The sequence below is a fragment of the Pseudomonas sp. SDO5215_S409 genome, assembly GCF_054071325.1.
In genome coordinates, this window is sequence record NZ_JBSVWN010000041.1 from 1 (window position 1) to 19,957 (window position 19,957).

At 60.7% G+C, this 19,957-nt stretch carries 19 protein-coding genes; 5 read left to right on the forward strand and 14 right to left on the reverse strand.

The features are described 5' to 3' along the window. Positions 1 to 111: 111 nt before the first annotated feature. The 6 genes from flgE to ACW9H9_RS19790 form a co-directional block, all read right to left on the reverse strand. Positions 112 to 1,431: a flagellar hook protein FlgE gene (flgE, locus tag ACW9H9_RS19765; protein ID WP_457344881.1), complete on the reverse strand. Its 1,320-nt coding sequence runs from the start codon at positions 1,429 to 1,431 to the stop codon at positions 112 to 114. A 31-nt stretch (positions 1,432 to 1,462) separates the two neighbouring features. Next, a complete protein-coding gene (gene flgD / locus ACW9H9_RS19770; protein WP_457344880.1) occupies positions 1,463 to 2,176 on the reverse strand; it encodes a flagellar hook assembly protein FlgD in 714 nt (237 codons plus the stop codon). Positions 2,177 to 2,192: 16 nt separating this feature from the next. Beyond that, the gene (flgC, locus tag ACW9H9_RS19775; protein ID WP_457344879.1) at positions 2,193 to 2,636 is read right to left on the reverse strand and encodes a flagellar basal body rod protein FlgC; all 444 of its coding nucleotides are present in this window, start codon (positions 2,634 to 2,636) and stop codon (positions 2,193 to 2,195) included. Positions 2,637 to 2,639: 3 nt separating this feature from the next. Next, a complete protein-coding gene (flgB, locus tag ACW9H9_RS19780) occupies positions 2,640 to 3,047 on the reverse strand; it encodes a flagellar basal body rod protein FlgB (RefSeq protein ID WP_457344878.1) in 408 nt (135 codons plus the stop codon). 188 nt (positions 3,048 to 3,235) lie between these two features. Then, positions 3,236 to 4,063, reverse strand: coding sequence for a protein-glutamate O-methyltransferase CheR (gene cheR / locus ACW9H9_RS19785; protein ID WP_457344877.1), 828 nt, complete (start codon positions 4,061 to 4,063; stop codon positions 3,236 to 3,238). A gap of 44 nt (positions 4,064 to 4,107) precedes the next feature. Further along, positions 4,108 to 5,040, reverse strand: coding sequence for a chemotaxis protein CheV (locus tag ACW9H9_RS19790; RefSeq protein ID WP_457344876.1), 933 nt, complete (start codon positions 5,038 to 5,040; stop codon positions 4,108 to 4,110). A gap of 80 nt (positions 5,041 to 5,120) precedes the next feature. On the opposite strand from ACW9H9_RS19790, the gene flgA reads away from it, so the two are divergent. The 4 genes from flgA to ACW9H9_RS19810 all read left to right on the forward strand — a co-directional run bounded on the left by flgA (position 5,121) and on the right by ACW9H9_RS19810 (position 7,723). Continuing rightward, positions 5,121 to 5,897 carry a flagellar basal body P-ring formation chaperone FlgA gene (flgA, locus tag ACW9H9_RS19795; RefSeq protein WP_457344875.1) on the forward strand — a complete coding sequence of 259 codons (777 nt, stop codon included), beginning with the start codon at positions 5,121 to 5,123 and terminating at the stop codon, positions 5,895 to 5,897. Positions 5,898 to 6,037: 140 nt separating this feature from the next. After that, the gene (gene flgM, locus ACW9H9_RS19800) at positions 6,038 to 6,361 is read left to right on the forward strand and encodes a flagellar biosynthesis anti-sigma factor FlgM (protein ID WP_457344874.1); all 324 of its coding nucleotides are present in this window, start codon (positions 6,038 to 6,040) and stop codon (positions 6,359 to 6,361) included. A gap of 48 nt (positions 6,362 to 6,409) precedes the next feature. Continuing rightward, complete coding sequence (locus tag ACW9H9_RS19805; RefSeq protein WP_457344873.1) at positions 6,410 to 6,877, forward strand: flagella synthesis protein FlgN; 468 nt, start codon at positions 6,410 to 6,412, stop codon at positions 6,875 to 6,877. Between the two features lie 96 nt (positions 6,878 to 6,973). After that, positions 6,974 to 7,723 (forward strand): flagellar brake protein, encoded by a 750-nt coding sequence (locus ACW9H9_RS19810; protein WP_457344872.1) that lies wholly within the window; start codon positions 6,974 to 6,976, stop codon positions 7,721 to 7,723. Between the two features lie 57 nt (positions 7,724 to 7,780). Here the strand turns inward: ACW9H9_RS19810 and ACW9H9_RS19815 are convergent, their stop codons facing one another. From ACW9H9_RS19815 to ACW9H9_RS19845, 7 genes are all read right to left on the reverse strand, one after another. Beyond that, positions 7,781 to 9,163 carry an MFS transporter gene (locus ACW9H9_RS19815; protein WP_457344871.1) on the reverse strand — a complete coding sequence of 461 codons (1,383 nt, stop codon included), beginning with the start codon at positions 9,161 to 9,163 and terminating at the stop codon, positions 7,781 to 7,783. Positions 9,164 to 9,394: 231 nt separating this feature from the next. After that, positions 9,395 to 10,297 (reverse strand): hypothetical protein, encoded by a 903-nt coding sequence (locus ACW9H9_RS19820; RefSeq protein WP_457344870.1) that lies wholly within the window; start codon positions 10,295 to 10,297, stop codon positions 9,395 to 9,397. A gap of 10 nt (positions 10,298 to 10,307) precedes the next feature. After that, entirely contained in the window at positions 10,308 to 11,345 is a 1,038-nt protein-coding gene (locus tag ACW9H9_RS19825) for a hydroxyacid dehydrogenase (protein ID WP_457344869.1), read from the reverse strand. Positions 11,346 to 11,419: 74 nt separating this feature from the next. Continuing rightward, entirely contained in the window at positions 11,420 to 12,394 is a 975-nt protein-coding gene (gene alsC / locus ACW9H9_RS19830; protein ID WP_457344868.1) for a D-allose ABC transporter permease, read from the reverse strand. A 21-nt stretch (positions 12,395 to 12,415) separates the two neighbouring features. Further along, positions 12,416 to 13,924, reverse strand: coding sequence for a sugar ABC transporter ATP-binding protein (locus tag ACW9H9_RS19835; RefSeq protein WP_457344867.1), 1,509 nt, complete (start codon positions 13,922 to 13,924; stop codon positions 12,416 to 12,418). 81 nt (positions 13,925 to 14,005) lie between these two features. Further along, on the reverse strand, positions 14,006 to 14,953 hold the full coding sequence (gene alsB, locus ACW9H9_RS19840) for a D-allose transporter substrate-binding protein (protein WP_457344866.1): 948 nt from the start codon (positions 14,951 to 14,953) through the stop codon (positions 14,006 to 14,008). Positions 14,954 to 15,031: 78 nt separating this feature from the next. Then, on the reverse strand, positions 15,032 to 16,186 hold the full coding sequence (locus ACW9H9_RS19845; protein WP_457344865.1) for a Gfo/Idh/MocA family protein: 1,155 nt from the start codon (positions 16,184 to 16,186) through the stop codon (positions 15,032 to 15,034). 181 nt (positions 16,187 to 16,367) lie between these two features. Here ACW9H9_RS19845 and ACW9H9_RS19850 point away from each other — a divergent pair, with 181 nt between their 5' ends. After that, positions 16,368 to 17,570 (forward strand): ROK family protein, encoded by a 1,203-nt coding sequence (locus tag ACW9H9_RS19850; protein ID WP_457344864.1) that lies wholly within the window; start codon positions 16,368 to 16,370, stop codon positions 17,568 to 17,570. Between the two features lie 18 nt (positions 17,571 to 17,588). On the opposite strand, the gene ACW9H9_RS19855 is transcribed toward ACW9H9_RS19850, so the two are convergent. Further along, positions 17,589 to 19,871, reverse strand: coding sequence for a molybdopterin-dependent oxidoreductase (locus ACW9H9_RS19855; RefSeq protein WP_457344863.1), 2,283 nt, complete (start codon positions 19,869 to 19,871; stop codon positions 17,589 to 17,591). Positions 19,872 to 19,957 lie beyond the last annotated feature (86 nt).

A 19,957-nucleotide genomic window follows, 5' to 3' on the forward strand; every position in this document is an offset into this window, starting at 1 on the left:
GGCCACCACAGCCAAGCTGGTTGCGCTTCGCGCAACGCGCCATGCCTGGCGCACACAAAAAAGCCCCTCATCAAGAGGGGCTTTCGTAGACCACGTGTCAGCGCCGGTGCATCAGGTCATCTGAATGATGGTCTGCATGATGGTGCTCTGGGTGGAGATGGTCTTGGCGTTCGCCTGGTAGTTGCTCTGCGCCTTGATCAGGTCCACCAGCTCACTGGTCAGGTTGACATTGGAGTTTTCCAGGGAGTTGGCCACGATCGCCCCCAGCGTGCCGGTCTGTGGCGCATCGTAACCTGGCTGGCCCGAGGCGAAGGTTTCTTTCCAGGTGGTGCCGCCGTTTGGCTGCAGGCCCTGTTCGTTGTTGAAACTGGCCAGGGAAATCTGGCCGATGGCCTTGCTTTGCTCGTTGCTGAAGTTGGCGAACAGCACGCCGTTGGCATCGATTTTCAAGCCGGTGATTTCACCCGTGGCATAACCGTCGGTGGTCGGCGGGTTACGGTAGGTGGCCGAGTTGAACTGGGTGATGTTACCCATGTTGATCGCAATGCCACCCGGGTTGGCGGCGGCGCCGTTATCCGGCTTCCACACACCGTTGTCCAACACGCCCGGGCGCCAATCGCTGATGGTCAACGTTTTGTTGGACACGGTCGATGGCGGCGTCACCACACTTTGCAGGGCACCGGAGGTGTCAAAGGTCAGGGTCGACGCGACAGGCGCTTGGGCGCCAGTACCTGTGACCGGCGTGCCATTGGGGTTGCGGCCGTCGATCAAGGTGTACGACTTCCAGGTGTTGGAGTCGGTCTTGACCAGGTATTGCACCATCGGGTGAGCATTACCCTGGGTGTCATACAAGGTGGTGTTGTATTGCGTGGTAAAGGTGCTGGCATCGGTCGGATCGAACGGCTTGGCCGTCTGGTCGATGATCTTTTCCGACGAGTTCAGGTTACTGGTGGAGTCCACCTTGCTTGAAGCTTTGGGCGGCAGGTTCGACAAGTTGATGCGCAGGTCGGTCAGGCCGCCCTTGATAATATTGCCGTTGTCATCCGCCGCGTAGCCCTGCAAGCGGGACGTGCCGGTGTTGTTCGTGATGTAGCCGTCTTTATCGCGGTTGAAAGTACCGGCACGGGTGTATTCCAGGGAGCCATCACTGCCTTTCTGTACAAAAAAGCCGCCGCCTTGAATGGCCATGTCCAGCGGACCGCCACTGCTATTGACGTCACCTTGGGTGAACTGCTGGGACACTGCCGCCAGGTTTACACCGTTACCGACTGCATTCTGGCCGGTACCCAGGCGGGTTGCCGCGTAGATATCCGCGAACTCCGCACGGGAGGACTTGAACCCGGTAGTCGCCACGTTGGCGATGTTGTTACCGGTCACGTCCAGTTGTTTGTTGGCCGCATAGAGGCCGCTCAGGCCGATATTAAAAGACATGTTTCTCTCCTCTGCCGTGTATTAGCCGGCTCTATGTACCGATGATCTGAATTTGCGACAGCTTGACGCTGCCCATGCCACCCGCGAGGTTGAGCATCATCTCGCCGCCGTTCTGGCCCAGGGTCACGCTGGTGACCGTCGCCGGGAGCGAGGTGGCCAGGGCAACCGAGTCGCCTTTGTCATTCTTGGTGGTGGCGGCAAAGGTGTAGGTGCCAGCCGGCGCCGTCTCGCCCTTGTCGTTTTTGCCGTCCCAGATAAAGCTGGCACTGCCCGCACTCTGCGCGCCCATATCGATGGTGCGAACGACGTTGCCGTCCTTGTCGGTGATCTTCACGGAAACGTTACCCACCGCCGCCGTCACGGCCACCGAGCCGGTCATGCTTTTGCTGGTGTCGACCGTGGCCTTGTTGGTTTGGGTAATCACCGAGCGCCCGACCAGCGACGACGCCTGCAGGGCCTGCGAGGAGCTGTAGTTGGCAGAAATCGCATTCACCGAGTCGTTCAGCGTGTTGATGCCTTCCAGGCTACTGAACTGCGCCAACTGGGCCACGAACGCGCCGTTGTCCTGAGGCGACAACGGGTTCTGGTTTTTCAGCTGGGTCACGAGCAGTTGCAGGAATGCGTCCTTGCCCAGCGACTGGTTGCCGGTGGCGGCCTTGGCCGCATCCCCGACATTGTTGTTGCTGTTCTGGACCTTCTGGTTGAAGAGGTCCTGGACTGTCGAGTTGTTGTCAACAATAGCCATTACGTAGCGCCCCTTATCACTGACCCAGGGTCAGGACCTTCTGCATCATGGTTTTGGCGGTGTTCATCATTTCGGCGTTGGTCTGGAACGAACGGCTGGCGGAAATCATGTCGGCCATTTCCTCGACCACGTTGACGTTGGGGTAGTACACGTACCCTTTTTCGTCCGCGGCAGGATGGTTGGGCTCGTAGCGGGCTTCCAGGTTGCTCTGGTCTTCGACCACCCCGAGCACCTGTACGCCAGAGCCTGCGGCATCCTGGTTCTGGAACAGCGAATCGCTGCCATTGCCCTGGCCGTCCTGGAACATGGTGGCAAACACCGGGTGCCGGGCGCGGTAGGTCTGGTCGATGCTCGAAGACACCGTCTCGGCGTTGGCGATGTTACTGGCGACGGTGTTCAGGCGCGTGGTCTGCGCGCTCATGCCGCTGCCGGCAATATTGAAAACACTGGCGAGGGACATGGCTTACTCTCCACGCAGGGCTGACATCAGCCCTTTGAATTTGCTGTTGAGCAGGGTAAAGCTGGCCTGGAAGTTCACCGAGTTCTCGGCATAGGCCGATTGCTCCAGCTGCGCGTCCACGGTGTTCTGGTCGATCGACGGTTGCATCGGCGTGCGATACAGCAACTGCTCGTCACCCTGGCCAAACCCTTGCGCTTCGATATGACGGCTGTTGGTCATGTTCAAGGCAAAGGTGCCGTTCTTGGTCTTGTCTTGCTGCGCGGCGAGCACGGCGGAGAAGTCCAGGTCCCGAGCCTTGTAGTTCGGGGTGTCGGCGTTGGCAATGTTGTTGGCCAGAACTTCGGCACGCTGGGCGCGAAAACCCAGGGCCTGTTCGTGGATACCGAGCGCTTTGTCGAAGCTGATGCTCATGGCGGAAACCTTTGACCTGCTTGTCGTTAACTGGGTTATAGCAAGGGCTATGCCAAGTTAACGAAGGCCCGTATTTCAAGGGTTTTCCGAGAGAGTGCCCGCGGCAATGCCAGAAAAGCGGCAAGGGGTTTCCGCGAAACGCCAGTAAAGCGGCAAAGGGGATTTGCCGCTGCCCGGCAGATTGCCGGCTACTTGGCCTGGTAGATAATGCCGGGGCTGCACTGCACCATCTGATAATGGTCGGGCAGGCCGTTCAGGGCTTCGGATGCCCCCAGGAACAGATAACCGCCGCGCTTGAGGGTGCCGTGAATGCGTAGCAAGATGTCTTTCTTCACCTCGGCCGAAAAGTAGATCAGCACGTTGCGGCAAAACACCATGTCGAACTTGCCGAGGCTGGCATAACTGTCCAGCAGGTTGAACGAGCGAAACTCCACCCGGCTCTTGATCGGCGCCTTGACCGCCCAGCGCCCGGCGCCCTTGGGGTCGAAGTAACGCTGCAGGCGCTCCTGGGACAAACCGCGCCCCAAGGCCAGGCTGTCGTACTCGCCGGTCTTGCAGTTGTTGAGCATGGTGCCGGACAAGTCCGTGCCGATGATCTGCGCCCCGGCCTTGAGTTGGCCCAGGTTGCTGCGCTCGAATTCATCGATGGCCATCGAGATCGAATACGGCTCCTGCCCCGACGAACACGCCGCCGACCAGATGCGCAACCGCTGGCCGGGGCTGGCCTTGATCGCCTCTGGCAGGACTTTGTTCTTGAGCACTTCGAACGGGTAGGTGTCACGAAACCACAGGGTTTCGTTGGTGGTCATGGCATCGACCACCCTTTCCTTGAGCCCGCTGCGCGGCTGGCCCTGGATCCGCTGGACCAGCTCGCCCAGCGACTTGATCCCTTGCTGTTCCATCAGTTTGTTGAGACGGCTGGATACCAGGTACTGCTTGTTTTCACCGAGCAAGATGCCACAGGCTTTTTCCAGGAAGACCCGGAACTGTTCAAAATCCAAATTACCCGTAGACAAAAGTACCGCCTCTATAAATCGTGTGACCGCCAGGGGGAAGGCCCCTAGCCATGATCTGCTGCCTTGATCCGGTCGACTACCCGGGATGCCAGGTCATCAGGACGGAACTTGGCCAGAAAGTCATCGGCACCGACCTTCTTGACCATCGCCTGGTTGAAGACGCCCGACAACGAAGTATGCAGGATGATATGCAGCTTTTGCATGCGCGGATCATTGCGGATCTCGGCCGTCAGCGTGTAGCCGTCCATTTCCGGCATCTCGATGTCAGAGATCATCATCAAGAATTCTTCTTCGGGCTTCTTGCCCTCATCCACCAGCTTGCGCAGGTAATCCAGCGCCTGTCGGCCGTCGTTGAGCGCCACCACTTCTACGCCCACGGTTTGCAGGCAGCGGGACACCTGCTTGCGAGCCACCGAGGAGTCGTCCACGGTCAGCACCCGCAGCGACAAGGCTTTGTGCTGGATCTCGGCGTCCACCACGCCCACCGAGATCGCCTCGGAGGTCGGGGCCACTTCGGCGAGGATTTTCTCCACGTCGATGATTTCCACCAACTGGTTATCGACCCGCGTCACCGCCGTCAGGTAGTGATCGCGGCCGGTGCCCTTGGGTGGCGGATGGATCTCCTCCCAGTTCATGTTGACGATGCGCTCCACCGAACGCACCAGAAACCCCTGGGTCTTGGTGTTGTACTCGGTGATGATTACGAATGGGCTGCCACGGTCCTTCAAACCGGCGGAACCGGTGGCCATGGCCAGGTCAAGGATCGGGATGGTCGCGCCACGAATGTTGGCCACGCCGCACACCACCGGGCTGGACTTGGGCAACAGGGTCAGCTTGGGACACTGCAGCACTTCGCGCACTTTGAAGACGTTGATGCCATAGAGCTGCTGGCCGTCCAGACGAAACAGCAGCAACTCCAGACGGTTTTGCCCTACCAGCTGCGTGCGCTGGTTCACCGCATCCATTACACCCGCCATGCCCTGACTCCTACGCTGAAACCTACGGGTACGACGTGTACCCAACATTAAACGGCACGAGCTTTGCTTTTTTAATCGCCATGGACATCAAACCGACAGTTTCCCGACGCCCGCCCCCCCTGCCACGCCTTAAAAGGCCCGGCAGAGCGGTGTGCATCGCCCTTGCATTACTCGGCTTCGCGGCAGGCGAGACGGCCCGTGCTGACAACCTCACCTTGCCTGATCTGCTTATCGGCGTCACCCAAGGCTTTCTTGAGTTCACTGTAGAAGATTATCTGGCCACCACCCAGACGCCCGGGCGCTACGAGATCCAGGTCAACCAGCTGGACCCCCGCTTGCGCATGCCCCTGTGCGACAAGGAATTGACAGCGTCGCTGGAAAGCCCGGCCCAGCCGATTGGCCGCGTGACCGTGCGCGTACGGTGCGACGGTGCCTCGCCCTGGACGGTGTTCGTGCCCGCCCAGGTCAAGCTGTTTCGCGACGTAGTGGTGGTGACCCGGCCGCTCAAGCGCACCGGCATCGTCGGCTTTGAAGACGTCGCCTTGCGCGAGCGGGACATCAGCTTGATCAGCCAGGGCTACCTGACGTCGCTGGACCAGGCACTCGGGCAAAAATTGACCCGACCAATGGTCACTGACCAGGTCATGACCCTGGTCAACCTGGAGCAGGCCGAAGTCATCCGCAAGGGTGACCAGGTGGTGATCTCGGCCAGCAGCGGGGCGCTGAACGTGAAAATGCCGGGCGAGGCGCTGTCCGACGGCGGCCTGAGCGAGCAGATCCGGGTCAAAAACCTCAACTCCAACCGTGTGATCAAGGCCCGCGTGACCGCGCCCGGCCAAGTCGAGGTGGCCCTATAGAGCGCTGGCACAGGACGCCGGCTTTTTCTACACTGTGCCCTGACGTGACCAGGCAAAGGTTTATTGTCAATCGAGCCTAAAGTTTGTCCGGGTATGGCCGAAAACATGGCAAGCGTCCAAATACCCAGAGGTTTTTTCACATGGTCATTGATTTCAGTCGTTTGAATAACGCCCCGGCGCTCCCCGGCAATACGCGTACCAGCGGTGCCAAAGAGAGCGTTGAAGGCAAGTCCCAGCCAGTGTCCACCCAGGCGGAAAAAGCCGGTGCGAGCCAGAGCGGGGAATCGGTACACCTGAGCAATGAGGCTCAACAGTTGCAGAAGGTCACGGACTCGCTGCGCGATCAACCGGTGGTCAACAAAGCCCGCGTGGCCGAGTTGAAACAGGCTATCGCCGATGGCAGCTACAAAGTCGACAGCAACCGTGTAGCCAGCAAACTGCTTAATTTCGAAGCCGAGCGCTAGGCAAAGGCCTGCGCTAGGCTTTTGGACGCTTAAACCCCAAGGCCAGCCATGCACGACGAAAACTTGCTCCAACTGATCATTGATGACCTCGTACCTGCCCAGCAGCTACTCGAGCTTCTTCAGGAAGAATCCCTGGCCCTTTACGGGCGCGACATGCCGCTGCTCGAAGAGATTCTGGCGCGCAAGCAGTCGCTGATCGTGCTGCTGGAGCAGCACGGCAAGAAACGCACCCAAATCCTGGTGAGCCTGGGATTGCCGGCCGATCAGAACGGCCTCGCCCAATTGGCCAGCCATTCCACCGTCGGCGACCAGCTGCTGAGCCAGAGCAAAGCGCTCAACCAATTGATTACCCAGTGCCAGGAAGCCAACGTACTCAACGGACAGTCGATCCAGCTGCAGCAAGCCACGACCGCCAACCAGTTGCGTATCCTCCATGGGGGCGAACCGCCGGCGCTTTACAACGCCCAGGGGTCCACCTCGCGCCTGGTCAAGCCAAGCACCCTCAGCCAAGCCTGATGCCGGTTGACGGCGCGGCCTATCCAAGTCGCGCCACATGCTGGCAAAATGCCTGCTCTTGCGTGAAGTCGTATTTTGTCTGGAGATGGAAGAACCGTGTTCAATGCCCTTAACGCGGAAGATGCTCCGCAGCCACCCAAGGTGCTCACCACACCTCTGGAAATCGCGAGCACGTTGCGGATGCTGCAGGAGAGCCATGATCCGCTGATCATCACCTTCCATGAACGCAGCCAGCGCTTCCAAAGCTATCTGGTAGAAGTCGACCGGGACAGCAAGACGCTGGCCCTGGACGAAATGATCCCCCGCGACGGCGAGCGCTTCCTGGAGAGCGGCGAGCCTTTTCGTATCGAAGGTTTCCATGACGGCGTACGCGTGGCGTGGGAAAGCAACGGCACCTACAGCGTCGACGAAGCCGACGGCCACCGCGTGTACCGTGGCAACATGCCCGACGAAGTGGTCTATCACCAGCGCCGCAATGCCTTCCGGGCCGCCCTTAAGCTGGCGCAACTGGTGAACATCGAACTGGGCGGTGAAAAGCTCAAGTCGCCGGTCAATGGCAAATTGCTGGATATTTCTGCCACCGGCTGCAAGTTGCGCTTTGAAGGCGACATCTCCGAGCGCCTGCAACTGGGCCAGGTGTATGACCGCTTCATCGCCGCCCTGCCCTTTGGCAGCATGACCACCTCGGTGGAACTGCGGTATCTGCACTTTGAAGAAAGAATCAACACCACCTTCGCGGGCGTGCGTTTCCATAACATCAGCGGGCTGGTGCAGCGTCAGGTAGAACGTTTTGTGTACCAGTTGCAGCGCGAAGCGCGCCGGTTCGACAAGGACGATGACTTTTAAGGCATAAAGGTCATGAAAAAACGGGCAGCCCCGCCAGGGATCTGCCCGTTTTTTGTTTCAGGGGCGTGCCCTGCTCAAATCGTGGGGGTGGTCGTCCGGGTCTGGGGGCTCGGGTGGGTCTTGCACGGCGGCGGGCTCTTGGGCGGCGGGCTCAGGCTCGGCGACAGGTTCGGCAGGCGCCGTTTGCATCTGGTCCTGAACATCCTGCTCATCCACACGCGGGTCCAGCGCTGCCACCAGCGGCGAGCTGGACATGCTGTCCGGCATGGCCACGTGATGCAGGGGCGCATCGTCCACTTGGTGCAGGTTGGTCACGGCCTTGGGCCGAATGCGCCACACCAGGATCAGCGCACACAGGCTGAAAAACGCATAGAGCATCTGGTTGCCGAGCAGCTTCATGACCACACCGGCCAACAGCGGACCGATGCTGGCGCCCACCCCGTACGTCACCAACAGCATGGCCGTGAGGGACACCCGACGGTCGCTCTCGACATGGTCATTGGAAAACGCCACGGCCAACGGGTACAGGCAGAACTGCACCAGCGAGCACAAAAAGCCCGCCGCAAACAGCACTTCCAACGGCACCTGGGTCATGATCGCCAGCGGCAATGCCGCCACCGCCAGGCACAGGGCGAAACTGCGGATAAGCACGGCGCGGTCATAGCGGTCCGACAACCAGCCCAACGGCCACTGCACCAGCAGCCCGGCAAAAATGCAGCTGCCCATGAACAGGCCGACCTGCTCGGTGCTCAACCCCTGCTGGGCGGCATACAAGGGCGCCAGGCCATAAAACGAACCGACGATAACCCCCGCCCCCAACACCGTACTGAGCGATTGCGGCACCCGCTTGATAAAAAAGCGCGGGTCCATCGGCGCCGGACGCAAGGGCGCCGGGTGAATCCGCCGGGTCAGGGCCACCGGCACCAGGCACAGGGCAAAACACAGCGCCACCAGCATCAGCAGTTCAAGGCCCAATTGCGGGTGCATGACCAGAATCAGCTGGCCCAGCACCAACCCCAGGTAGGAAGCGATCATGTAACCGCTAAACACCACGCCGCGCTGCTTGGCGTCCGCCTGCTCATTGAGCCAGCTTTCGATGACCATGTACTGGCACATCATCCCAAGGCCGACGATCGTACGCAGCACGATCCACGCTGGCAGCCAGTTGATCAACCCGTGCCCGAGCACCGCCGCGCCGACGATCCCGGCACAGGTGGCGTAGGCCCGGATGTGCCCCACCCGCGCGATCAGTCGGTGGCCGATCTTGCCGCCCAGCACCAGGCCAAAATAGTTGGCCGCCATCAAGGCACCCACCCACAGGCTGTCGACATGATCGGCCGCCAGGCGCAGGGCCAGGTAAGTGCTGAGCAGGCCGGAGCCGATCAGCATCATCAGGGAGGCGAAATAAAGGGCTCGAAAAGATTTCCAGATCTGGCGCATCGGCGTTCCGAGCGGCTCCTTGCAGTGGGGTGTCGGGCTAACGGCATGATAGTCCGGCCTCGTCAGGGCCGAACAGCCAAAACACGCCGTTGCCGGGGATTTTTTTCTGCACGCCAAAAGGCTGTGTCTCAGACGCCGCCAGGCGATGCAAAAGGTACAGGCCGTGACAAACCGCCGCAGCGGCCCGTCACTGGTTCACCTGTGAACCCCAACCCAGGCAAAGGTTCGCGTTTACACCGCGCCGTCGACGCCTTCGGTCACGCTGTAACGCACGCTCGCAAAGGCGGGCAAGGTGGCCAGCGGCGAATGGCTTTCCACCTCGAAATACGGCAAGTCGGGCGCGTTGAACACCTCGACCGGATGGCCATGGGCATAGGCCAGCACCGTCGAGACCGGTGACGTGCGCCAGTAGCGCACGCGCCCCTCGGGCAGGTCCAGTTGCACGCTCAGCGAACCGTTGGTGCCGGCGACGCCCACCTTGAATTGCCGCGCTTGCTGGCATAGCACGCTGGCATGCCCGACCGTCGTGGCAATCAAGCCCTGCTCCGTCAACTCATCGAGCCGCCCCTGCCCGTCGATGGCGCGAAACTCGCCCACATCCGCCGCCCACTCCACCGCCACATGGCCGGGGCGGCGCAGCATCAACACATCCCAAATGCCTACGTTCACCGTGTGTTCGGTGGTGTTGATCAAGGTGTGCTCCACGGTCCAGCCCGCCTCGCCTGCACGCATGGAAATTCGGCGGCGAACCTGCAAGCCACTCTGGCGGCACACCGGGCTTTGCAGTTCGATGCCGATTGTCAGCGCATCCTGCCAGGTGTGCAGCACTTGATAAACGCCGCTGTCCAGGTCGCGGTGCGGGCAACCGCCCGGCCAGTGGGTCTCGGGCGCGACCCAGGTCTTGCCACCGCCCCACAGGGGGAACGTCCAGTCACCACACAATTGCGCCCAGGCATCGGGGGCTTCATCGGCCTGCCGGCCCTCCAGCGCCGGGTTGATAAAACACAACTCGACGCCGTCATGCTCGATCGACATCAGGCGGCCCCCCACGCCAGGCACGACCTGCAAAGCCAGGGCGCCTTGCCTCAACGTCCAGGCGGACCAGCCACGGAACAGGCTCTGTTGCAATTGCATGGTGGGCTCCTTAGCTCTTGTCGACAGGTTTGCTGCGAAACAACGACACCGACTCCGGTTGCGCGATCTTACACATGACCGGCGCAATCCCGCGCGCGATCAACTCGGCGTCCGCCACCACCCGCTTGCCGATCTGCTGCAAGGCGCTTTCCATTGCGCCGGCCTGGTGAGGCGAGAGCAGCAGGTTTTCGATCTGGCGCAAACGATGATCGGCTGGCACCGGCTCCACCGGGAACACATCGGTGGCGACACGGATATGCCCACGGTCGGCGGCGTCCAGCATCGCGTCAAAGTCCACCACCCCGGCGCGACTGACCAGAATCAGCGAGGCCCCCGGCTGCATCGAGGCAAACTGCGCCGCGTCCAGGAAACCCTGGTTTTGCGAGGTGACGCCCGCCACCACAAACACGATCCGTGATTGCTGCAACACCTGCTCAAGGCTGGCCGCCTCGCAGCCCAGGCCGCTCAGGTAATCGGCCGGCAACCACGGGTCATAGGCGCGCACAGTGCACCCAAACGGCTTGAGCAGCGGCACAATCGCCCGGCCCAGATCGCCCATGCCGATAAACCCGACGTCTTGCCGGAACAGGCTGTAGGCATCCCGGTTGGCGTCCAGGCCGTACTGCTCGCGTTGCTGGCGAAAGTGCCGGTCGGAACGGCTCACCCCCCGCGCCAGGTCAATCGCCATGCCCAGGGCGACTTCCGCCACCGGCTCGGCAAACACCGGGCTCACGTTGAGCACCCGCACGCCGTGGGAGAAGCAATAGCCATAATCGATGTTGGGCAAAAAGTTGCCCTCGACGTTGATGATGGCTTTCAAGTCGGGCAATTGCGCCAGGCGCTCGGCGGGTAAATCCATCTGCCCGATGATCAACGTGGCGCCCAGGACTTTTTCGGCGAATACCGCATCGCTCACCGGCCCGCCTTCGTGAATCACCAGTTCGCCGAGTTTTTGCAGGGCGGCCAAATCCCGCACGTCAAAAATATCGGTGACCGCACGTGGGGCCGGGGCCAAAAAGATACGCGTGGCTTTTAAGACAGTCGACATACATCACTCCCAATAACCAATTGCAGGCAACACCTCCCCCCACTGGCCTGCGCCAGCGCGGGCAGGACCTGTGATTAACGAACTTTGCGGGTAAACAATTTGTCGACGGTGACCGTCAGAATGATCAACGCGCCCATGACAATTTGTTGGTAATAAGACTGCACGTTGACGATGTTCAGGATGTTGCTGATCACCCCGATAATCAGGCCGCCCACCACCACCCCGAAGATCTTGCCGCGCCCGCCAAAAAAGCTGGTGCCGCCGATAATCGCCGAGGCGATGGCAAAGGTTTCAAAGCCAAACCCGGCATTGGGCTCGGCGGCGCCGGTACGCGCCGCCGTCACCACGCCCGCGACCCCGGCACACAGGCCCGAGATCAGGAACACGATAAAGGTGTGCGATTTCACGTTGATCCCGGAGAACCACGCCGCTTGGGCGTTGCCGCCGAGCGCGTAGATATTGCGCCCCAACTTGGTGTGCTGCGCCAAAAAGTACAGGGCCGCCACCACCAGCACCGTGATGATCACCGGCACAGGTACACCCAGCAAACGCCCGGAAATCGCGTCGATGAAGCGCCGATCAAACCCGAACACCGAACGCGCGTCGGAGATGATCAACGTCAGCCCGCGATAAATGGCGGTGGTGCCCAGGGTAATGATGAAGGGGTGCAATTGGGTGATGTTCACCAGCATCCCGTTAATCGCCCCCAGCAGCGCGCCCAGCAATAACCCGCCCAGAATGATCGCCAGCCAGAACGGGCAACCGGCAATCATCAGCTTGGCAGTGACCATGCCGGTGAGCGCCAACATCGAGCCTACGGACAGGTCGATACCGGCAATCAGGATGGTAAAAAACACCCCGCAGGCCAGCAGCACCATCACCGAACTCTGCACCAGGATCTGGCTCAGGTTGCTGCCGGTCAGGAAGTAGTCGGGCGACAGCAGGCTGGAAAACACCAGCAATAAAATCAGGATGCCAACCGTCCCGTACGTTTGCCACAGGGCGGCAAAGTCGCGGGACGGCGCAGGTTTGGGTACAGGCTTGTTCATGTCACGTCTCCCCTTCATGCCCTACGCCATCGCGATGCGCATGATGTGTTCTTCGGTGGCGTCGCGGTTGTCGAGGATGTCGGCGATGCCGCCCTCTTTATAAACAGCGATGCGGTTACACACGGCCAACAATTCAGGCAGCTCCGACGACACCATCAGGATGCTTTTGCCCGCGTCGGCCAGTTCGCGCATCAGTTGGTAGATCTCGGCCTTGGCGCCGATATCGATGCCCCGGGTGGGCTCATCGAAAATAAACAGGTCGCATTGCGCGGCCAGCCACTTGGCAATAATTGCCTTTTGCTGATTGCCGCCGGACAACTGCGTGATGTTCTGCTGCGCCGAGGCACAGCGGATGCGCAGGCGTTGCACGTAGGTCTGGCCCAGTTGCCGCTCCAGCGCCAGGTCGAGGCGCTCCAGGGACAGCTGGCGCCGGGTGGCGCGCACAAACGGCACGATCGAGATGTTTTCGGCGATCGAAAAATTGTGGAAAAACCCGGTGTGGCGACGGTCTTCGGTGACAAACGCCATGCCGGCCTTGACCGCGTGGTAAGGCGTGTTGACTGTCACGTCCCGACCATTGAGGGTCACGCTGCCGCCCGCGCGCTTGCGGGCGCCAAAGATCACTTCCATCAACTCACTGCGCCCGGAGCCCATCAGCCCGGCGAACCCGAGGATTTCGCCACGGCACAGCTGGAATGACACGTCCTTGACCCGCCCATCCACCGAGGACAAATGGCTGACCTGCAGCACGCTCTCGTCCTGGCGCACCGTGGCGCCATCAGGTCGGGAGCTGTCGATCTCGCGCCCCACCATGCTCGCGATCAGCGTGCGGGTGGGGGTGTTCTTGGCATCAAAGGTGCCCACATGCTTGCCGTCCTTGAGCACCGACACGCGGTCGCCGATCACGGCAATTTCCTTGAGCTTGTGCGAGATGTAGACGATGCCGATACCGGCCTCGGTGAGCTCGTTGATGACCTTGAACAGGTGGCGCACTTCCTCGTCGGTCAGGGACGAGGTGGGTTCATCCATGATGATGACCCGCGCATCGGCGGCCAGCGCCTTGGCGATTTCCACCTGTTGTTTTTCCGAAATACTCAGGTCACCCACCAGCGTGCGCGGGTGACGGTTGAGCCCTACCCGCGCCAGGGTTTCCACGGCCTTGCGGTGCATGAAGGCGCGGTCCACCACGGGGATACCCAACACCGAGCGGGTGGGAATGGCGCCCACGAACAGGTTTTCTTCAATGCTCAGGTAGTCGATGACGCTGAGCTCCTGATAAATCAGCGCAATACCAAACGCTTTGGACAGGCCCGGCGTCAGGCGCGGGTACACCGTGTCACCCAGCTGGATCTCGCCTTCGCTGGGCTCGTAGATACCGCTGAGGATTTTCATCAGCGTGGACTTGCCCGCGCCGTTTTCCCCCAGCAGCACATGCACCTCGGACGGCATGATGTCAAAGCTGACGCCGCCCAGCGCCACCGTACCGGCGAAACGTTTGACGATGTTTCGCACCGAAACCAACGCACCCATGCTCTACCCCTTCGCCGGGACGGCCGCACGCAACCGGGCACTGCCCGACTGCGAACAGCCTGCCTGGCAACTCGTTAATGGCTACTGTTGTTGGGAAATCAGGTGCGATTCGATGTCGACGAATTGCGGGCTGTTATCCGGGCTGATGGCGGGCTTGGCCTTGACCGTGTCGATCATCGTGTCCAGGCCACGGGCGCCCATGGCGGCCGAATCCTGGGCCACGGTGGCGGTGAGCTCGCCGTGCTTGATCGAGTCCAGCGCCTCGGGCGTACCGTCGGTGCCGACCACCAGGACCTTGCCCTGTTTGTCGGCGTTGCGCACCGCCTGGTACACGCCGAGCGCCATGCCATCGTTGGCTGCGTAGAAGGCTTTGAGGTCGGGGTTGCGTTGCAGGATGTTCGTGGCCACGTCCAGTGCGCGGGAGCGATCCCAGTCGGCGGGCTGGCTGGCCACCAACTGAATGTTGGACCCGGCCTTGAACGCCCCGGCCGCACCGTCGCGACGCGCATCGCCCGTGGCGTTGCCGGCCTTGCCTTCGATAATCGCGACCTTGCCGCCTTGTGCGCCCAGTTGGTCGACGATGAACTGCCCGCCCTTGGCGCCAACCGCGTGGTTATCGGTAGCCAGGAACGCTACGACACTGCCTTCGGCGGCTTTGAGTTGGGCCAGGTCGACTTTTTCATCGAGGTTGACCACGTAGATGCCTTTTTTGTTGGCCGCGGCGATCGATTGAACAAGGCTGACCGCCGTGATCGGCGCCACGGCAATTGCCTTGTAGTGTTTGTTGATGGCGTCTTCGACCAGGCGTTGCTGCCCCTGGATATCATCTTCGCTGGCAGCGGCGAACACATCCACCTGCACGCCCTGCTTCTTGGCTTCCTGCTCGATACCGTCGCGCATGGCGCTCCAGTACGGGTTGGCGAGGGTCTTGAGGACCACCGCGTAATCGGCGGCGCTGGCGGATTGCACGGCGCCGAAGAACAACATCGAACTGCACGCAAATACAGTGGCAATGGAAGTAAGTTTCACGATTTGTCTCCTGTGCCGGTCGGCACATTTATTGTTGTTAGCGCAGACGGAAAAATCGATGAGGGGGTGCAGGGTCGGTTATAGGGTGGGGTCGAGCCCTCCTGAGTCGATGGGCGTCCAGCGCGCTTGAGCGGCCGATTGCAGCACCGCGTCGATAATCTGCGCGGAGCGAAAACCGTCGGCGAAGGTGGGCAGGCCCTCGCGGGTTTCGCCGTCGATGGTCGCGTAGGTGTCACCCACGAATGCCTCGAAACAATCGGCATAGCCCTGGCTGTGGCCTGCTGGTGCCTTGGCCAGGCGCCGCTGTTCAGGCGAGCCCTGGCTTGGGTCTTTGACGCGTAATTCAAAAGCACCGCGATGGCCTACCCACAACTGCTCCGGTGATTCCTGATCGTAGACCAGGCTGCTCTTGGCGCCATCGATCTCAAACCACAGGCGGTTCTTGCGCCCGGCCGACACTTGGCTGATGGTGACGGTGGCCAGGGTGCCCGAGCGGGTGCGCAACAACGCGCCCGCGACGTCTTCGGTGTTGACGGCGCCCATGACCACGGCGGACTCAGCAGTTTGCGCAGCAGTAAACGACTGGCTACCGGTGGTGGGACGGTCTTTGATGGTGGTGCGAAGGTCTGCCACGACTGCCTCGAAACGCTCCCCCGTGACCCACTCCACCAGGTCGCACCAGTGCGAACCGATATCGGCGAATGCACGGGAGGCGCCGCCTTGGGCGGCATCGACGCGCCAGTTGCTGTCAGAGGGGCTGAGCAACCAGTCTTGCAGGTAGCTGCCGTGAATCAGTTGCAGCGGGCCCAGTTCGCCCTGCTGGACCAACGCCCGCGCCTCGCGGACCATCGGGTGATAGCGGTACACAAAGGGAATGGTAGCCACCAGCCCCCGCTCGTGGGCCAGCGTCGCAAGCCGCTGGGCGTCCGCCAGGGTGGTGGCCAGGGGTTTTTCGCACACCACATGTTTACCGGCCATCAGCGCAGCCTCGGCGGCGGCGAAATGGGCGGCGTTGGGCGAGCAGATGTGCACCACATCCACGGCGGGGTCGGCCACCAGCTCGTCGATGGACGCATACGCCCGGGCGGCGCCCCACTGTTCAGCCATCTCAACGGAGCGCTGCGGGCTGGAGCCCAGCACCCCCTGTAAACGAGCGCCGGCCAGGCGGCTGGCACGCAAATGGGCGGCCCCCATCATGCCGGTGCCAATGATCGCGATTGCACGCTGAGTCATATGCCTACGCCTTTCTTGAAATTATTTGAGTGCGTTGTGCAGCAATGTAAACCTGTATTGCGTGATCTACTAAACCACGAATTCTGAAATAAAACACCTTTTGCGTAAAAAAAGCACAAAAGATTCCTGTATATTTTCGACCACCCCCACCATCACCCTGTTGCCGGGCAAAGGGACGCGAGTGAAACAGACACAAATCGACGAAATGCTCTCCCCCAACAGTGCAGGCGCGGTACTGGCCTTGATCTATTCGGGCAAGGCCGTCTCGCGGGTCAAAATCATGGAAGTGACGGGCTTGTCCCGCTCCACCGTAGGCCAACGCCTGGAAACCCTGCAGGCCAACGGCTATATCTGCGCGGCCGACAACGAGCTCTCCACCGGCGGGCGACCTTCCGGGCGCCTGCAAATCAACCGTGATTTTGGCGTGATGCTGCTGGCCGACATTGGCGCGCATCAGATGCAAATCGCGCTGAGCAACATGCACGGCGAGCGGTTGCAGTGCGAAAAATTCCAGATCGAAATCAACGACGGTCCCGACAAAATCCTCGGCGCCGTCAACGCCTGCTTCAACCAATTGCTGGCCAACGCCGGTAAACGCAGCAGCGACGTCAAGGGCATCGGCATCGGCATTCCCAGCCCGGTGGAGTTCGCCACCGGCACCCTGGTGCGCCCGCCGTTGATGATCGGTTGGGACGGGTGCTGCGTGCCCGATTACTTCCGGCCTTCGTTCGACTGCCCCATCGTGCTCGACAAAGACGTGAACCTGATGGCCCTGGGCGAATTCCGCCAGGCCTGGCCAGACTCCAGCCACCTGATGTTCCTGACCATCAGCACCGGCATCGGCGCCGGCATGGTCATGGACGGCCACCTGCAACGCGGCGCCCAGGGCGCAGCGGGTGACATCGGGCACTTTTTTGTCGGCAACACCCAGGCCGACGACCTGCCCCTGTGCCGCTGCGGCAACACCGGCTGCCTGGAGGCGTACGCCGCCGGTTGGGCAATGACCAAACACCTGCAAACCCGCGGCTACGCCGACACCTCGCTGAACGGCATCATCACCCTCGCCGAAGAAGGCGACCGCACCGTGCTGGGCTTGCTGCAGTCCTCGGGGCGCTTTGTGGGGGAAGCCTTGGCGCAGGCGGTCAGCCTGATCAACCCGTCACTGGTGGTGATTGGCGGGCGGCTGGCCGAATGCCAGGACCATCTGCTGGCAGGCGTGCGCGAGACGATTTATCGACGCTCACTGCCCTTGGCCACCCGCCATTTGCAGGTGGTGAACAGCCAGTTGGGCGAAATGGCAGCATTGCAGGGCGCGGCGTATTTGGTGAGTGACGTGGTGTATGCGCCCGCGATGGTCGATCAGATGCTGGGGCGCAGGGTGTGAGCGCCCCCGGCCGCCCCACTAAGCCGTCACGCGAGGCAGCGCGGCGGCCGTCTTGAAAATATTGACCGGCACATACTTGTGGTAAGGCGTCTTGGAAAAGGGATCGCAATGCGCCCCGCTGGTGAGAACGTTCAGTTGTGGCCCCAGGGGTGGGCCGCCCTTGTAACTCATGCCATAACCATGCGGTAGCGTGACCACCCCGACTCTTACGCTGTCATCGACCTCTACCGTGACTTCGATCTGCCCCGCCAGTGACTGGCAAATAACGCGCGCGCCATCGGCAATATCCAATGACTGAGCATCGCTTGAGTGCATGCGCATCGCCCCGTCTTTATCGACCTTGCGCCAATCAGGGTCACGATAGATTTGGTTAGCGTTATAACTGCGGCGCTCACCGGCCATCAAAATGAAGGGGTAGCCCGTATCCAGAGGCGCTTCCGTACGCAGGTTTTTAAGGTCCACAAGCATTTCTTCAATGTGCAGATGGACCCGCCCGTCTTTGTTCTTGATCAGCGTCCAGACGTCTTTGAATTCGTGCTGGCTGATAATCAGGCCTGAGTGCTGGCTGAGAATCGCTCGAAACAGGGAGGCCGCGAGCGTATAGCGACTGCCTTTGAAACCTGCGCGAAGTACCGCCTCACGGTATTGAGAGGCGTATTTAAGTGCGAGGGGGAACAACACAGCGCCCCCCGTTGCGCCACCTGGCAGTGCTTTACCCAGTGAGCGGTACAAGACAGAGGCGCCAAAACGCATCCAGGATTTCTTTCGCGAAAACGTGGCCGCCAGGGCAGCCAAGTACAGTTGGTGGCCGGTGGCGTTCGGCTCAAACTTGGCAATCTTTTCAAGGATTGGAAAGCGATCCGGTATCCGCCCCATCTTTACCAACAGGCGCGTATAAATTTCAGGCTCTGGCAGCGACTCACCCAGGGGTTTGAAAAGTGGCTTGCGCAGTTGGAAGAAGTTTTCAGGGAACTCCAGGTTAAAGCCTGTGGCTTCCCACTTTTCAAATTGCGACGCGGCGGGCAACACGTAGTGCGCCATACGCGCGGTTTCGGTCAGTGCAATGTCGACCACCACCAAAAGATCGAGCTGACTGAATGCGCGCTGGTAGGCCGTGGTGTCCGCATACGTCATCAATGGGTTGGCACTGTCGACCCACACTGCCCGCAGGCCGCCGTGCTGAATTTCATCGGGCAAAATGTTGGGCGGATACAGGCCCCCAATGGGGATCATCTTGTGATGGGCGGTGAGTTTGAGTTTTTTGCCCGCTAACGCTCGCCGCTCGTCAGTGTTGCCGATTAACGGAATCAAGAAAGTGTGCAGGTTATTACCGCCCTTGATGCCGAAGTTGCCCGTGACCAAGTACAACAACTTTTCAAGGTAGCCGTTGAGTGTGCAGTGAAGCGTCTGCTGGATACCCAGGTCGATACGTACACAACCCGATTGCGCCGTAGCAAAACCTCTGGCCACGCGCATTACATCCTCGAGCGGCACATCGGCACGGCGCACGTAACCCTCGACAGGCAGTGTCAGTAACTCGCGCTCCAGCTCATCGAACCCCGTGCAGTGTTGAGCCAGAAACTCGCGGTCGTGCAGGCCTTCTCTGACAATAATTGCCAGGATCGCCGACAGTAAAAAGGCATCAGTCCCGGGGCGCAGTTGAAGGTGGATATCGGCCTGTTTAGCTGTTTCAGTTTTGCGCGGATCGATCACGACCATCGTGCGGTTTGGATCTTTCTTGATCGCTTTGAGCGTGTCCCTGGCATTAGGGATGCCATGGGACTGAAACGGGTTGCAGCCGATAAACAGAACATAGTCCGCGTGCTCGACATCTTCCGTGGTGTGGCAGGTCTGTTCACCGAAGAGACGGCCATTGACCCAAAAATCCTGGGTTTTTTCCTGTGCCAAGGCGGAATACGCATACCGACTGCCCATCGCCGATAACAGTTGCTGGCCATACAGCACGCCGAGGTGATTGCCTTGCCCGGCGCCGCCACAAAGTGCGAAGGCATCTCCACCAGACTCTTTTTTTATCGCGTTCAGCCTGGCCGCGATTTCGGTCAGCGCCAGCTCCCAACTCACCGGCATGTAGCTGCCATCCGCCTGACGCTTTAGAGGGTGCTGCAAGCGGTCGTCGTGGTTCTGGTAGTGCTCCAGGCGAGCCGCTTTCTGGCAGATGTAACCTTTGGATGTCGGGTGATCATCATCGCCTTTGATCTTGATGAACTTCCCGTCCTCGATCTCCACGGAGAGCCCGCAATTGCGAGAGCAAAGAATGCAGGCGGTTTTCTCGGTGTGCATACGGGACGGCTCCTCAAGCGATTTTTACAGAACGATCGTTCGACAAAGGAACATTAAGCCCATACCGCGGACACTGTCAATCATCA

Bases quoted from the DNA above. Each gene is read 5' to 3' on its own strand.
- flgE (WP_457344881.1), bottom strand. From the start codon at position 1,431: ATGTCTTTTAATATCGGCCTGAGCGGCCTCTATGCGGCCAACAAACAA.
- flgC (WP_457344879.1), bottom strand. From the start codon at position 2,636: ATGTCCCTCGCCAGTGTTTTCAATATTGCCGGCAGCGGCATGAGCGCG.
- ACW9H9_RS19815 (WP_457344871.1), bottom strand. From the start codon at position 9,163: ATGCGCCAGATCTGGAAATCTTTTCGAGCCCTTTATTTCGCCTCCCTG.
- ACW9H9_RS19820 (WP_457344870.1), bottom strand. From the start codon at position 10,297: ATGCAATTGCAACAGAGCCTGTTCCGTGGCTGGTCCGCCTGGACGTTG.
- flgA (WP_457344875.1), top strand. From the start codon at position 5,121: ATGGACATCAAACCGACAGTTTCCCGACGCCCGCCCCCCCTGCCACGC.
- ACW9H9_RS19805 (WP_457344873.1), top strand. From the start codon at position 6,410: ATGCACGACGAAAACTTGCTCCAACTGATCATTGATGACCTCGTACCT.
- flgM (WP_457344874.1), top strand. From the start codon at position 6,038: ATGGTCATTGATTTCAGTCGTTTGAATAACGCCCCGGCGCTCCCCGGC.
- ACW9H9_RS19790 (WP_457344876.1), bottom strand. From the start codon at position 5,040: ATGGCGGGTGTAATGGATGCGGTGAACCAGCGCACGCAGCTGGTAGGG.
- flgB (WP_457344878.1), bottom strand. From the start codon at position 3,047: ATGAGCATCAGCTTCGACAAAGCGCTCGGTATCCACGAACAGGCCCTG.
- ACW9H9_RS19845 (WP_457344865.1), bottom strand. From the start codon at position 16,186: ATGACTCAGCGTGCAATCGCGATCATTGGCACCGGCATGATGGGGGCC.
- ACW9H9_RS19855 (WP_457344863.1), bottom strand. From the start codon at position 19,871: ATGCACACCGAGAAAACCGCCTGCATTCTTTGCTCTCGCAATTGCGGG.
- ACW9H9_RS19835 (WP_457344867.1), bottom strand. From the start codon at position 13,924: ATGGGTGCGTTGGTTTCGGTGCGAAACATCGTCAAACGTTTCGCCGGT.
- alsC (WP_457344868.1), bottom strand. From the start codon at position 12,394: ATGAACAAGCCTGTACCCAAACCTGCGCCGTCCCGCGACTTTGCCGCC.
- flgD (WP_457344880.1), bottom strand. From the start codon at position 2,176: ATGGCTATTGTTGACAACAACTCGACAGTCCAGGACCTCTTCAACCAG.
- ACW9H9_RS19825 (WP_457344869.1), bottom strand. From the start codon at position 11,345: ATGTCGACTGTCTTAAAAGCCACGCGTATCTTTTTGGCCCCGGCCCCA.